This window comes from Kluyvera intermedia (genome assembly GCF_021440345.1).
Classification (GTDB): domain Bacteria; phylum Pseudomonadota; class Gammaproteobacteria; order Enterobacterales; family Enterobacteriaceae; genus Kluyvera; species Kluyvera intermedia_A.
The window spans coordinates 79,224-92,907 of the sequence record NZ_JAKCNS010000027.1 but is presented as its reverse complement, the minus strand read 5'-3'; the positions used below and the strand labels follow the sequence as shown (position 1 = coordinate 92,907).

11 protein-coding genes are annotated in these 13,684 nt (G+C 53.6%); 1 reads left to right on the top strand and 10 read right to left on the bottom strand.

Going from position 1 to position 13,684, the window contains the following annotated elements:
* From yejF to LZ634_RS09070, 9 genes are all read right to left on the bottom strand, one after another.
* The gene (gene yejF, locus LZ634_RS09110) at positions 1–1,590 is read right to left on the bottom strand and encodes a microcin C ABC transporter ATP-binding protein YejF (RefSeq protein WP_234504181.1); all 1,590 of its coding nucleotides are present in this window, start codon (positions 1,588–1,590) and stop codon (positions 1–3) included.
* A gap of 1 nt (position 1,591) precedes the next feature.
* Positions 1,592–2,614, bottom strand: coding sequence for a microcin C ABC transporter permease (locus LZ634_RS09105; protein ID WP_234504179.1), 1,023 nt, complete (start codon positions 2,612–2,614; stop codon positions 1,592–1,594).
* A gap of 1 nt (position 2,615) precedes the next feature.
* Positions 2,616–3,707, bottom strand: coding sequence for a microcin C ABC transporter permease YejB (locus tag LZ634_RS09100; protein WP_234504177.1), 1,092 nt, complete (start codon positions 3,705–3,707; stop codon positions 2,616–2,618).
* A gap of 9 nt (positions 3,708–3,716) precedes the next feature.
* Complete coding sequence (locus LZ634_RS09095; RefSeq protein WP_234504255.1) at positions 3,717–5,507, bottom strand: extracellular solute-binding protein; 1,791 nt, start codon at positions 5,505–5,507, stop codon at positions 3,717–3,719.
* A gap of 99 nt (positions 5,508–5,606) precedes the next feature.
* Positions 5,607–7,172: a cyclic di-GMP phosphodiesterase gene (locus LZ634_RS09090; protein WP_234504174.1), complete on the bottom strand. Its 1,566-nt coding sequence runs from the start codon at positions 7,170–7,172 to the stop codon at positions 5,607–5,609.
* Between the two features lie 123 nt (positions 7,173–7,295).
* Positions 7,296–7,868, bottom strand: coding sequence for a bifunctional murein DD-endopeptidase/murein LD-carboxypeptidase (gene mepS, locus LZ634_RS09085; protein WP_234504170.1), 573 nt, complete (start codon positions 7,866–7,868; stop codon positions 7,296–7,298).
* Between the two features lie 414 nt (positions 7,869–8,282).
* Positions 8,283–9,002 carry a phosphatase PAP2 family protein gene (locus tag LZ634_RS09080; protein ID WP_234504167.1) on the bottom strand — a complete coding sequence of 240 codons (720 nt, stop codon included), beginning with the start codon at positions 9,000–9,002 and terminating at the stop codon, positions 8,283–8,285.
* A gap of 44 nt (positions 9,003–9,046) precedes the next feature.
* The gene (locus LZ634_RS09075) at positions 9,047–10,024 is read right to left on the bottom strand and encodes a CobW family GTP-binding protein (protein WP_234504165.1); all 978 of its coding nucleotides are present in this window, start codon (positions 10,022–10,024) and stop codon (positions 9,047–9,049) included.
* 116 nt (positions 10,025–10,140) lie between these two features.
* Positions 10,141–11,607: a mannitol dehydrogenase family protein gene (locus tag LZ634_RS09070; protein ID WP_234504162.1), complete on the bottom strand. Its 1,467-nt coding sequence runs from the start codon at positions 11,605–11,607 to the stop codon at positions 10,141–10,143.
* Positions 11,608–11,812: 205 nt separating this feature from the next.
* Here LZ634_RS09070 and uxuA point away from each other — a divergent pair, with 205 nt between their 5' ends.
* The gene (gene uxuA, locus LZ634_RS09065; RefSeq protein ID WP_234504158.1) at positions 11,813–13,003 is read left to right on the top strand and encodes a mannonate dehydratase; all 1,191 of its coding nucleotides are present in this window, start codon (positions 11,813–11,815) and stop codon (positions 13,001–13,003) included.
* A 92-nt stretch (positions 13,004–13,095) separates the two neighbouring features.
* On the opposite strand, the gene yeiP is transcribed toward uxuA, so the two are convergent.
* Positions 13,096–13,668, bottom strand: a complete 573-nt coding sequence (gene yeiP, locus LZ634_RS09060) for an elongation factor P-like protein YeiP (protein WP_061279423.1) — start codon at positions 13,666–13,668, stop codon at positions 13,096–13,098.
* Positions 13,669–13,684 lie beyond the last annotated feature (16 nt).

Genomic DNA, 13,684 nt, shown 5'->3' with positions numbered 1-13,684 from the left:
TCAGCTCAATGCAATGAGCTGACGCGTATACGCCTGTTTCGGTGCCGCAAAGATGCGCCGACACTCACCTTGCTCGACGACCTCTCCTTGCCGCAGAACGATAACCTGGTGGCACAGTGAACGAATCACCTGCAAATCGTGGCTGATAAAGATATAGGCCAGCCGATGCTTTTCCTGTAATGCCTTGAGCAATGCCAGAATCTGCGCCTGTACCGTACGGTCGAGTGATGACGTGGGTTCATCCAGAACAATAAGCTGCGGCTTAAGAATCAGCGCCCGGGCAATCGCAATACGCTGACGCTGACCGCCGGAAAACTCCGCAGGATAGCGCTGCCGTGTTTCGGGCTCCAGCCCCACCTCATGCATCACCTGAATAACTTGCAGCTCGCGCTCGCTCGCTGAGAGCGCAGGATGATGCACGCGTAGTCCCTCCTCGATAATCTGTAACGCCGTCAGACGTGGATTCAGCGATGAGTTGGGATCCTGAAACACGACCTGAATACGGTGACGCAACGGCAACATCTGCTTGCGCGTGCGGCCCTGTAAGGGCTCACCATTGAAGCGAATGTCTCCCTGCGAGGCAATAAGACGCAGTAGCGCCAGCCCGGTGGTACTTTTGCCAGAACCGGACTCGCCGACCAGCCCCAGCGTTTCGCCTGCCCGCAGCGTAAAGCTCACCTCTTTGACCACCTGATTGTCATCAACGACCCGACGTAGAATGCCTTTGCGGATAGGAAATGCCACGCTGAGCTGTTTCACCTCCAACAACGGCGCAGACTCAGGCGGCAACGGAATAGGCTCACCGGCGGGTTCGTTGTCGAGCAGCTTGCGGGTATACGGGTGTGCAGGGGCTGCGAAGAGTGTCGCGGCGCGGTTGTGTTCCACGCAGCGGCCGTGCTGCATGACCGCCACCCGATCGGCCAGCTTACGCACAATGCTGAGGTTGTGGGTGATAAACAGCATGCCCATGTTCAGCTCAACGCGCAGTTCACGCAAAAGCTGGAGAATTTGTGCCTGTACCGAAACATCCAGGGCCGTGGTCGGTTCGTCGGCAATTAGCAGTTCCGGGCGCGTTAGCAGCGCCATGGCGATCATCACCCGCTGGCGTTCACCGCCGGAGAGCTGATGCGGAAAATCAGCCAGCCGTTTGGCCGCATTGCGAATACCCACCCGGTCAAGGCAGTCGAGGATTTCACCGCGTGCAGCCTCTTTACGCATTCCTCGGTGTAGAGAAAGCACCTCGTAAAGCTGTTTCTCCAGGTTATGCAGCGGGTTCAGTGACACCATCGGTTCCTGAAAAATCATCGCAATACGGTTGCCGCGCACGCTGCGTAACGTCTGCTCGCTGGCATGAAGCAGCGATTCGCCATTAAAACGGATATCGCCGGTCGGGTAACAGGCTGGCGGTTCAGGCAGCAGACGAAGGATGGACAACGCCGACACACTTTTACCCGAGCCAGATTCGCCGACCAGCGCCAGCGTTTCTCCGGCGTTAACCGTTAACGACAGCTCTTCCACCACGGTGGTTATCCGGCCTTGCTGACGAAAGGCAATGGAGAGGTTGTCAATATCCAGAAGTGGCTGCTGCATCTTATACCGCCTTAGAAGGATCGAAAGCGTCACGCACCGCTTCGCCGATAAAGATCAGCAGCGACAGCAGGACGGCCACACAGAGAAAACCCGCGATCCCAAGCCATGGAGCCTGTAGATTATTTTTACCCTGTAACAGCAGCTCACCCAACGACGGCGAGCCGAGAGGCAGACCAAAGCCGAGAAAATCCAGCGAGGTCAGAGTGGTTATTGAGCTGCACAGAATAAACGGAATAAAAGTCAGTGTAGCCACCATCGCGTTTGGCAGCATGTGGCGCAGGATAATACTGCGGTCGTCGACGCCAAGCGCCTGCGCGGCCCGGATATAGTCAAAATTTCGGGTACGTAAAAATTCTGCCCGCACTACGCTAACCAGCGACATCCAGCCAAACAGCACGGTAATCGCCAGCAGCCACCAGAAGTTCGGCTGCACTACGCTTGAGAGCAGAATAATCAAGAACAGCGTCGGCATACCCGACCACACTTCAATGAAGCGCTGACCCCATAGGTCGATGCGCCCGCCGTAATAACCCTGTATCGCGCCAACCAGTACGCCCGTGACGCTGGCGCAGAGGGTGAAAATCAAGCCAAATAACAATGAGATCCGGGTGCCGTAGAGAATGCGCGCCATCACGTCCCGGCCGTTGGCATCGGTACCGAGCCAGTTTTGTTTCGACGGGGGGGAAGGGAAGGGGATATCCGTACTGTAGTTAATGCTGCTGGCCGCAAAGCGGATCGGCGCCCATAGCACCCAACCGTTGTTCTCCAGCCGCTGCTGTAACCACGGATCCTGATAGTCAGCGGTGGTCGCAAACTCGCCGCCAAAGGTTTTCTCACTGTAGTTTTTCAGCACCGGCGCATAGAGGCTGCCCTGATAGCTGACCAGCAGCGGACGATCGTTAGCAATCAGCTCGGCGCACAGGCTACAGAGAAAGATAACCGCGAAGATCCACAGCGACCAGTAGCCGCGACGGTTATGGCGAAAGCGCGCCCAGCGCGCCTGGTTAACGGAGCTCAGCGTCATGTTAGCGGCCCTCAAAATCAATACGCGGATCCACCAGCGTATAGCTGATGTCGCTGATGATATTCGCCAGCAGTCCGATGAGCGTGAAGATGTATAGCGTGCCAAACATCACTGGATAATCGCGCGAGACCGTCGCCTCGTAGCCCAGTAGTCCCAGTCCGTTTAAGGAGAACATCACTTCAATCAGCAGCGAGCCGGTGAAAAACATGCTGATGAAGGTGGCTGGGAAACCGGCAATGACCAGCAGCATGGCGTTGCGAAAGATGTGTTTCCACAGGATCTGTTGTTCGCCAACCCCTTTTGCCCGCGCGGTGACCACGTACTGTTTACGGATCTCATCGAGAAACGAGTTTTTGGTCAGCATGGTGAGCGCGGCGAAACCGCCAATCACCGTCGCCAGCACCGGCAGGGTGATATGCCAGAGATAATCGGTGATTTTCAGATACCAGGGAAGGGAGTCAAAGTTAGCGGATACCAGCCCGCGCAGCGGGAAAATATCGTAGTAGCTGCCGCCGGCGAAAATAACAATCAGCACGATGGCGAACAAAAACGCCGGAATAGCGTAGCCGATAATAATGCCGGTGCTACTCCAGATATCAAAGCGGCTGCCGTTATACACCGCCTTGCGGATGCCGAGCGGAATGGAAACGAGGTAGATAATTAATGTGCTCCACAACCCTAATGAGGCCGATACCGGCAGACTTTCTTTCATCAACTGCATGACCGACGCGTTGCGAAATAGGCTGTTGCCGAAATCAAAGCGCAGATAGTCGCCGAGCATTTTGAAATAGCGCTCGTGCAGCGGTTTGTCGAAGCCATAGCGCTGGGTTATCTCGGCGATCACTTCTGGATCAAGGCCGCGTCCGCCACGGTACTGGCTTTCAGCAATATTGCTGATGCCGACTCGCGATTGACCGCCGTCCATGCTGCCACCGCCGCCGGGCAAGGTGCCTTGATGGCCAAATTCCACCGCGGCAATCGCCTGGTCAACCGGGCCGCCGGGCGCTATCTGCACGATAAAGAAGTTGAGGGTGATGATTGCCCATAGGGTAGGGATTATCAGCAGCAGGCGGCGTATCAGGTAGGCACCCATAAAGTCTCCTTAACGTCGGGAAGCGGGCAGCTTCGCCGCCTTGTTAACGTCATACCACCAGGTGTCAAAGCCGGGCGCATCGGTGCCAGAACTGTAGAGCGGGTGAATTCCAGGGTATGAAAATTTATCCCAGTGGGCGATTCGGCTACCGGACATAAACCACATCGGCAGCATGTAATAGTTCCAGGTGAGCACCCTGTCCAGTGCGCGTCCCAGGGGGATGAGCTTCTGTTGGTTGCCCTGCCAGCGGATTATTTGATTAATCAGGCTGTCGATTGCCGGACTGGCAACACCTGGGGCGTTGTAGGTTGAGTTGATGTATTCAGACGACCACGAGATCTGTAAATCAGCGCTAGGCCATGGGGTGGCGCGCCACAGGCTCGGCATCATGTCGTAATCACGTTTACGCAGCCGGTTGGTAATTTGTGAGATATCCACCTGACGAACGTCCATGGTGACGCCCAGGCGCTGTAAATTATGCTGAAACGGCATAACCCATTGATCGTTGCCGCCGGACGGCAGCAACAGTTCAAAGCGCAGCGGCTGACCGGTTTTAGGGTTGACGCGCTGCTGGCCTTTTAGCACCCATCCTGCCTCGGTAAGCAAGTTTCCCGCTTTTAGCAGATTCTCGCGGTCGAAGCCGTCGCCGTTAGACGTCGGCGGCTGATAGATAGCGGTGAATACTTCGGGCGGAACTTCATTTTTTAACGGCGCCAGCAGCGTCAGTTCATCGGCTTTCGGATAGTCGCGAGCCGCGTATTCGGTATTCTGGAAATAGCTGCTGGCACGGCTGTAAGCGTTGTAAAACAGCGCCTTGTTCATCCATTCAAAATCAAATGCCATGCTGACTGCCTGCCGTACCCGGCGGTCGGCAAACACCGGGCGCTGAATATTAAACGCCAGCCAGCGGGTATCACGGGCGGCGTTATTCTTCTGCTCATCTTTGACGATATAGCCGTTGGCAAAATTTTTACCGATATAGCGGGTGGCCCAGTTCTTGGCGCTGCTTTCGGTACGCACGTCGAATGCGCCCGCCTTAAAGGCTTCAAAGGCCACGTTATCATCGAGGTAGTAATCGTAGCGCAGCGTATTGAAATTCCAGCGTCCACGGTTAACCGGTAAATCGGCGGCCCAGTAGTCATTTACCCGCGAGTAGACGATGTACTGCCCCATTTTCCAGTCGCTGATGCGATACGGGCCGCTGGCCAGTGGTGGCGTACTCAGCGGCTCGCTGAGTTTATGATCCTTCCAGAATTTCTCCGGCAAAATCGGCAGGGTAAACAGCCCCAACATGTCCTCTTTACCCGGTTTTGCCAGCGCGATGCGGATGGTCAGTAGCGAAATGGCTTTGACGGTGGTGCCTTTGTAGAGCAGGCGAAACTGCGGTACGCCTTCGGTCATGAATTTATTGAAGGTGAACGCAACGTCGCTGGCGAGAATAGGGCTGCCGTCGTGGAAACGGGCGTGGGGATTAATGGTCAGCTCAACCCACGAATAGTCATCGGCGTAGCGGGCGTGTTCGGCGACCAGCGGATAGTAGCTACCGGCCTCGTCGTCTGAAGTGGTAAATAAGGCATCATACAGCGACTCAGTGCGGACGGCAGCGTTACCGCGTAGTGCATAACGGTTGAAATTGTCGAAGGTCCCCAGCGCCGCCAGCGTGACGTTGCCGCCCTTGGGGGCGGCGGGGTTAACGTAGTCGAAGTGATCAAAATTTACGGCGTATTTGGGTTCGCCAATCACCGCAAACGAATAGCTCTCTTTGACAGTCTGGGCCTGAAGAGACAGGCTAAACATCATGAGCAGGGCAAAACAGATACGCGCTATGATCACGACTTGGCTACCCCGCGGTAAACATATTGATTGAGCTAACTTTTATCAGTAAATCTTAAATGACCTTCAGACGCTTGTGAAATACTTTGCTGGCTTATTATGTTCTTCTATCAGCTGTTGTAAGGTCAGCGGCCGGCTTATCAGGTAGCCCTGCAGGTAATCGACGCCATGCTCGCGCAGCCAGGTTGCCTGTTCTTCGGTTTCAACCCCTTCGGCAACGGTCACCAGATTCAGGCGTTGAGTGAGCGTTAACACGGCATCGAGAACCGGGGAGGTGATGGTTTCACGGCCAATCGCATTAACGAAACCGCGGTCGATTTTCAGGTAATCAAGAGTAAAGCGCTCAAGATAGATAAGTGCGCTATGGCCGGTGCCGAAATCATCAATAGCCACCTCAATGCCCTCGCCGCGCAGCCAGCTAAACAGGCTCATCGCTTTTTCCTGATTCAGCATGTCGCGTTCGGTAATTTCCAATACTAACTGGAAATAGTTATCCGGCAAGCTCGCGTTAAACCGGCGGATATCTTGCTGGAAGCTCTCGGCAATAAGATGGCCCGGGGCAATATTAATACCGAGTTTAGCGCCTGGCGGCAGAATATCTTTCAATGTTGGCGCATCGCGAGCAATCAAATCAAACAGATGGTGGGTAAGTGGCACAATGAGATTCTGCGCTTCAGCAAAGCTGATAAAGGCATCGGGAGGGATATTCCCCGCCGAAGGATGCGACCAGCGCATCAACGCTTCAACCCCGGCAATCTGCTGATTTTTGGCATCCACCACCGGCTGATACACAACATAAAATTGACGATGTTTGATGGCGGAAAGGATCTCTTTTCCCGGACGCGAACGGATGGTCAGAATATAGAAACAGAGCAACCCGCCGACCAGGCCGCAGGCCAAGCCTAATAAAATGGAATACAACGAGTTATCGGTGCCCGACGTATTGCTGTAGAGATAGATTTCCAGCGGGACGCCTTTGACCTTCACGTGCCTGACGGCGGTATCGGTAATGGCACTGAGCGGGAGGGGCTTATTGCTGAAGGTTGAAATCGCCGTTTTGCCGTTAACCACCAGCGCGACCCCATTGTACGGGCTCTGTTTCGATGAGTAGAGCACCCACGGCATCAGGTTGGCGTTAATTGAGGCGAAAATGCCGCGATTTTCAAACAGCGGACTTTTCACCCACAGCACGAAGGCCGGGGTGGTTGGCATCATTGGCGTGCCGGGCAGAATGCCCATGACATGATTTTTGCTGAGATCGAGATCCGGCACCAGAACCTTTAACGGCAGCGACATCGGACCGGTAGCCGAAGAACAGTAGGCAACCTGATCGTTCACCAGCAAAAATGCCCGTACGTTCATGCTAAACGCCGCACGGGCGGTCAGCTCTGAGGTGACTTCTTCACAATGATTCAGGGTTAAGGGCTGCAGTGAGTCCATCGTAACCAGAATCTGGCTGAAGTAGTTATCCAGGTAGTTTTGCAGGCTGGAAATAGTAACGTCAAACTGAACCGCGCGACGGTGATGAAAAATAGAAAACTGTACTGCGCCGGAGATAAGGGCTACCAACAGGCCGGCAGCAATACTGGTGAGAATAGTCCGGCGGTTAATTGATCTTTGACGAGTAAACATGCTACTTCTCTATGCTGCGGAACTCTAAAGAAAAGAATACTGATGAAGCATAAAAAAAGCACTGCCATAGCAGTGCTTTTTTTATGCTTACCGTCAGCCAAGGGAAACCGACGGTAAACGACATTACGAACGACTCAAGACTCGGCGAGCTTCGTTGTAACGCTTATTCCAGTATGGCTCATTCATGCTGGAGATGGTCACACCGCTGCTGGTGGATGCATGAACGAACTGGTTATTACCAATATAAATGCCAACATGACGTCCGGTAGAGCCTGCACGGAACAGGACTAAATCACCGGTACGGAGCTGATTGCGTGAAACAGATTTACCTGTTTCCTGCTGTTCCCAAGTGGAACGCGGCAACTCTAAACCGAACTGTTCGCGGAATGTGCGTTGCACAAAGCTGGAACAGTCAATACCTCGTTTAGTATCGCCGCCCAGACGGTAGCGAACACCTTTCCATCCTGCGTATTGATCCATCAGACGGGATTTCACGTCGAGGTTACGCACCATGGTTTCAAATTCATCCTGAGAGGCTTGCAGTGAAGAAGTGTCTTCGCTACCCACACCATGCGTCTCAGAATGCATATTCTTAGCGGTATTACTGGTTGTACTACATGCAGAAAGCAGAACCGCGACTGCTACTGCTGGAATCGCTCGCAAGATATATCTCAAAATCGGCTGAGATTTGACCATTTTAGTTGTTTTCCCTTGAAGTCCTTAACGACAGAGTCGTTATAAAAAATGCCAAACGCGTCTGAGACTAAATACACGCAATCAATGAGACAATTCTTTGAATTCAGTTTTGTGGTGCAGCGCACAAAACTTTAATTAATGACCACAATAATTGCTCTTTGAAACGACAAACGCAAATGAGAGTACCTTAACGAAAGGGGCATTGCGAGTGCTTTTGGCCGATTTTTTATAAGAAATTGTGATACAGAAAGTTAAAAAATGTGAATGGCTAAAAATACATCTTTATCGTATGAATAATAGGCAACTCATTCATTATAAACACGAATGTTGTGACAAGAAGATGACGGGAAATAGACGGGGTAAAAAAACAGGCGAAAAGCGATGACTCTTCGCCTGATATGTCAGAGGCAATGGTTATTTATTGGCTGATTTTAATTTGCCCAAATTGGGTAAATTACGCTCAAATATCCCGATGGTTTTATCGCTCAATGGTGTCAACAGAACCCACGGTACACCGATCAGGACCGAGGTCAGCGATCCCACGGCGATATCCGTGAACCAATGCGCTCCAATCATCACCCGTGGGAAAGCGAAAACCACAAAAATAACCAGTGAAATAAGGAATGCTTTCCCGCCAAAATAGCGCCACATGAAGCAGGAGAATATCAGCAGCATCATACCGTGATCGCCCGGGAAGCTATCGCGTGAACCGTCTTTGGTGTTAAAGGCCACGTAGTCGCTTACCCGATGAGCGCCTTGAACAGAAAGCGACGGGCTGCTGCGAGTGACCGGGATGAGGTGCTGCGCGAGTTGGTTGATGATGACCGCTGCCAGCAGCATCACCAGGCCCATAATAATGATGCGGCGACGCCCTGTAGCGTTTTCCTTTAACCAGTAGCTCAGCATCAGGCCGCCCATGGCTAGCAGCGAGCAGCCGTCAAAGGCGCGATTGTTGATAATGGCTAAAAACCACGCGTAGGTCAGATTCCCGGCATTCAGTCCCTGGTTGAAGAAACGGAAAATAGCAACATCAATAGTCGACCAGATCCCGTGGTTTACCGGCAGGTACCAGGACAGAAATAACGCCACACCGGCGGCGTTAAGCATAATAATCAAGGGAAAGCGTGTACGCATTATCATCTTCACAGCAGTTAATCTCGCTGGCAACCTTAGCGGCATTACCCTAAACGAAGTTTCAACAGTGCGGATTGGAGCACATTCCAGTCGGTCTCAGCATCATTGATGAGCTCAATACGGCTGTCAGGTGGCGCAACGTTTTGGGTCTCAATATGCAGGTCCGCGCCCTGACGATTAATGCGTATCAGCCCTTCGGGGATGCGCATTACAGCTTTGAGTCGAGCGACCGGTGCCAGCCGCGCCCACTCTAACAGGCCGATGGTCGCAAACTGGGTATCAGCATCAAAAATCCAGCCGCAGGCGTGGTAGCCCTGTCCCTGGTTTACGCTCCGCCGCCAGCGCTGGTGTTCAGGCAGACTTAACGCGCCCAGCCCTTTGGTTGAAGGGTGCGAGTGCGCATGCGCGGCGCTTGCTGCAAGCTCGGTTAGGTTAGTGCGCGTGGTATCAAGAAGTGCGACATCAATATTGCCCTGCGTCGTGTCCAGATGCAGGCGCTCGCCGCCGTTTTGTTGCCACCACTCGGTCATCGCCCGCTGGCTTTCCGGCGTGGCGCGGTCAGATTTATTGCTGACCACAATGTCCGCCGCCGCCAGCTGGTCGCGAAAGTTTTCGTTGTTGACGATTTTCTCGTCCAGCAGTTGGCGCGGGTCCATCACACAGAGCGTCGCCCGCAGGTCGATCCACGGTTCGTAAACCTGGGCGGTCAACAGGTCGAGGATCTGTTTGGGATGACCGAGGCCAGTGGGTTCAATCAGCAAACGGTCTGGTTTACCCTGGCGTAGCAGAGTGTTCAGGCCGACCTGCATCGGCAAACCGTTGACGCAGCACATACAGCCACCGGGGATCTCCTTCAGCAGTGCACCGCTGTCAGCCAGTAGCGCGCCGTCAATGCCGACTTCGCCAAACTCGTTGACCAGCACGGCCCATTTTTCATCGGCGGGCTTATTGGCAAGAAGGTGCAAAATAGAGGTAGTTTTCCCGCTACCGAGAAAGCCGGTGATCAGATTGGTTTTAGTCACGAAAACTCCACAGAGGAAAGAGTGTTAACCAGATCACTTTATCCTGGGGAAAAGGCGACGAAAAGAGGTGCTTTTCGGTGAGCCGGATGAATCGGCTCACCGGAGGAGTAAAAATCTTAACCGTTCAGCGCTGTCAGCAGCGCCTGACGCGCACCTTGTTGAACCAGGTGTTGCCAGGCCTGACTGACCGCGTTGACGAACTGCGGGTTGGCCGGCAGATCATTGCCGAAGATTTCCTGGAGCGTTAACAACGTCTCTACGCGGGTATCATTATTGCTGTTTGCAACCAGCGCATGAATTTTCTCTGCCAGCGGATCGCGAATATCGATGGTGTTACCGGCATCATCCACACCGCTGACGTAACGCATCCAGGCGGCAACGCCCAGCGCCAGCAACGGCCAGCGGCTGCCTTCGCTGAGATGGATACGGATCCCATCAAGTAGACGCTGGGGGAGTTTCTGGCTGCCGTCCATGGCAATTTGCCAGGTACGGTGCTGAAGCGCAGGGTTGCTAAAGCGCTCAACCAGGCTGTCGGCGTAGGCGTTAAGGTCAACGCCGGTAATGCCCAGCGTTGGAGCCTGTTCGGTCATCATCAGATGACGCGCGGCGCGGCGGTAGGATTCATCCTGCATGCAGTCACTAATGTGCGCGTAACCGGCCAGATAACCGAGATAGGCGAGGAAAGAGTGGCTGCCGTTGAGCATCCGCAGCTTCATCTCCTCCCACGGCAGTACATCATCGACCAGCTGCGCGCCTGCGCTACCCCAGTCAGGACGTCCGGCGACAAAGTTATCTTCAATGACCCACTGAATAAACGGCTCGCAGCTAATAGCGCAAGGATCTTCCACACCCAGCTCGCGGGTGATTTCCGCCAGTGAGGCATCGGTCGCCGCCGGGACTATGCGGTCGACCATGGTGCCCGGGAAGCTGACGTGTTCAGCAATCCATGCCGCCAGCTCTGGTGAGCGGCGGGTCGCCATATCGAGCACCGCGTTTTTGACCACGTGGCCATTATTGGGAATGTTATCGCAGGAGAGCACGGTAAAAGCCGCAAGCCCGCGTTCGCGGCGGCGGTGAAGGGCTTCAACGAGAATACCAGGGGCGGAATGCGGTTCGCTCGGCGACTGAAGATCATGGACGATCCGCGGCTGAGTCGCATCCAGATGCCCGGTTGCCGGGTCAATGCAGTAGCCTTTTTCGGTAATGGTCAGCGAGACAATCGCCACCTGCGGTTCACAGAATTTTTCAATGATAGCCGCCAGCGTATCGAGCTTCGCGTTGAGACACTCGTTCACCGCGCCGACAATAATCGGCTGATTGCCAGCCGCGCTTTTCTCCATCACCGTAAACAGATGGTCCTGTTGACGTAGCTGGCTCATCAGCACATCGCCGCTAAACAGGCTGATTTCACAAATGCCCCAGTCGCCGCCATGCTGATTCAGCACCCGGTTGGTTAACAACGCCTGGTGCGCACGGTGAAAGGCACCGAAACCGAAGTGCACAATCCGCGAGCGTAGCTGTTGTCTATCATATTGCGGTAACTCAACGCAGGCGGGAAGGGCGACAGAGGCTATTGTATTCATTGTGTACACATCCGATTAACGATTAATTAACGTCGCCAGTGTAAAGTTATATGACAGCAAATTGAATTGGTGTGCCGTATTTATCGCGTTAGTGTGAGCTGGATCAATCAATCCAGGCGGATTTATTGACCGTCACGAATAAGCCTGTATGGTAGTCGTCATTAACAGTGATTTTATTGGTATAACAACTTTAGAGGGTTAGGCAATGGAACAAACCTGGCGTTGGTACGGCCCGAACGATCCGGTATCTCTTGATGATGTGCGTCAGGCTGGCGCGACGGGTGTTGTCACGGCATTGCACTACATTGCAAACGGTCTGGTATGGCCGGTTGAAGAAATCAAACAGCGCCAGGCGATGCTGGCTGAAAAGGGGCTGACCTGGTCCGTTGTTGAAAGTATTCCGGTGCACGAAGATATTAAAACCCACTCCGGTGAATATAAGACCTGGATTGCGAACTACCAGCAGAGTATTCGTAACCTGGCCGAGTGTGGCATTGATACCGTGTGCTACAACTTTATGCCAATCCTCGACTGGACGCGTACCGATCTTGAGTACACGCTGGAAGATGGTTCGAAAGCGCTGCGTTTTGACCAGATTGCTTTTGCTGCATTTGAACTGCATATCCTTAAGCGCGAAGGCGCGCAGAACGATTACACCGCAGAAGAGCAGCGCCAGGCTCAGGCTTACTTCACCGCGATGAGCGAAGCAGAAGTCACTAAGTTAACCCGCAATATCATTGCTGGCCTGCCGGGCGCGGAAGAGGGCTACACCCTTGACCAGTTCCGTGCGCGTCTGGCGGAATACGATCACATCAGCAAAGATCAACTGCGTGAAAATATGGCCGTGTTCCTGCGGGCGATTGTCCCGGTTGCGGAAGAAGTGGGCGTGCGTCTGGCCGTTCACCCGGATGATCCACCGCGTCCAATCCTCGGTCTGCCGCGTATCGTTTCGACCATTGAAGATATGCAGTGGCTGAAAGAGACCGTCGACAGCATCAATAACGGTTTCACGATGTGTACCGGTTCTTACGGCGTACGCGCTGATAATGATCTGGTGAAAATGATTGAAACCTTCGGCGACCGCATTCACTTCACGCACCTGCGTTCTACCTGTCGTGAAGAGAACCCGAAAACCTTCCACGAAGCTGCGCATCTGCAGGGCGACGTGAATATGGTTGCCGTCGTTGATGCGATTCTGACCGAAGAGCAGCGTCGTAAGAAAGCCGGCGATCTGCGCCCAATTCCAATGCGTCCTGACCACGGTCATCAGATGCTGGACGACCTGAAGAAGAAAACCAACCCGGGCTACTCGGCGATTGGTCGCCTGAAAGGTCTGGCGGAAGTCCGCGGCGTTGAGCTGGCGCTGAAAACCACCAAGTTCCGCGATCTGCTGTAATCTAGCGAATCCCTGTAGCGGGAAAGCGGCAGCAAGAAACAAAAAAGGACAGCCAACGGCTGTCCTTTTCTTTTAATGCGTATAGCCAGAGCTTAGTCTGCGCGGCACATATAGCGTTTTTCTTCGATATGAACGCGGATTTTTTCGCCGGTAGTCAGGTACTCAGGAACCTGGACAACCAGACCGGTGGTCAGGGTTGCTGGTTTGGTACGGGAGCTAGCGGACGCGCCTTTGATGCCCGGTGCGGTTTCAACGATTTCCAGATCGACCGTCTGCGGCAGTTCCAGCGCCAGAACCTGGCCGTCCCACAGCAGAACCTGCATATCCGGCATGCCGCCTTCTGGAATAAACTGCAGTTCGTCAGCAATCTGATCGTGAGCGAAGATATACGGGGTGTAGTCTTCTTTATCCATGAACACGTATTCGTTGCCGTCGATATAGGAGAAGTCAACGAAGCGGCGGTTCAGAGTCACGGTATCGACCATGTCATCGCCTTTAAAACGCTCTTCAACTTTCAGACCGGTGCTAACGTCAGAAAAACGCATTTTGTACAGCGTTGCAGCGCCGCGGGCGCTCGGTGACTGAATATCAATGTTTTTTACAATCAGCAGTTTGCCGTTGTAATTCAGCACCATACCTTTTTTGATTTCGTTCGCTCTTGGCATTGCAATTATCCTGTGA

What these genes read in the sequence shown, in the direction of transcription:
- yejF (WP_234504181.1), bottom strand. Translation starts at nt 1,590, where the DNA reads ATGCAGCAGCCACTTCTGGATATTGACAACCTCTCCATTGCCTTTCGT.
- LZ634_RS09105 (WP_234504179.1), bottom strand. Translation starts at nt 2,614, where the DNA reads ATGACGCTGAGCTCCGTTAACCAGGCGCGCTGGGCGCGCTTTCGCCAT.
- LZ634_RS09100 (WP_234504177.1), bottom strand. Translation starts at nt 3,707, where the DNA reads ATGGGTGCCTACCTGATACGCCGCCTGCTGCTGATAATCCCTACCCTA.
- LZ634_RS09095 (WP_234504255.1), bottom strand. Translation starts at nt 5,507, where the DNA reads ATGATGTTTAGCCTGTCTCTTCAGGCCCAGACTGTCAAAGAGAGCTAT.
- LZ634_RS09090 (WP_234504174.1), bottom strand. Translation starts at nt 7,172, where the DNA reads ATGTTTACTCGTCAAAGATCAATTAACCGCCGGACTATTCTCACCAGT.
- mepS (WP_234504170.1), bottom strand. Translation starts at nt 7,868, where the DNA reads ATGGTCAAATCTCAGCCGATTTTGAGATATATCTTGCGAGCGATTCCA.
- LZ634_RS09080 (WP_234504167.1), bottom strand. Translation starts at nt 9,002, where the DNA reads ATGCGTACACGCTTTCCCTTGATTATTATGCTTAACGCCGCCGGTGTG.
- LZ634_RS09070 (WP_234504162.1), bottom strand. Translation starts at nt 11,607, where the DNA reads ATGAATACAATAGCCTCTGTCGCCCTTCCCGCCTGCGTTGAGTTACCG.
- uxuA (WP_234504158.1), top strand. Translation starts at nt 11,813, where the DNA reads ATGGAACAAACCTGGCGTTGGTACGGCCCGAACGATCCGGTATCTCTT.
- yeiP (WP_061279423.1), bottom strand. Translation starts at nt 13,668, where the DNA reads ATGCCAAGAGCGAACGAAATCAAAAAAGGTATGGTGCTGAATTACAAC.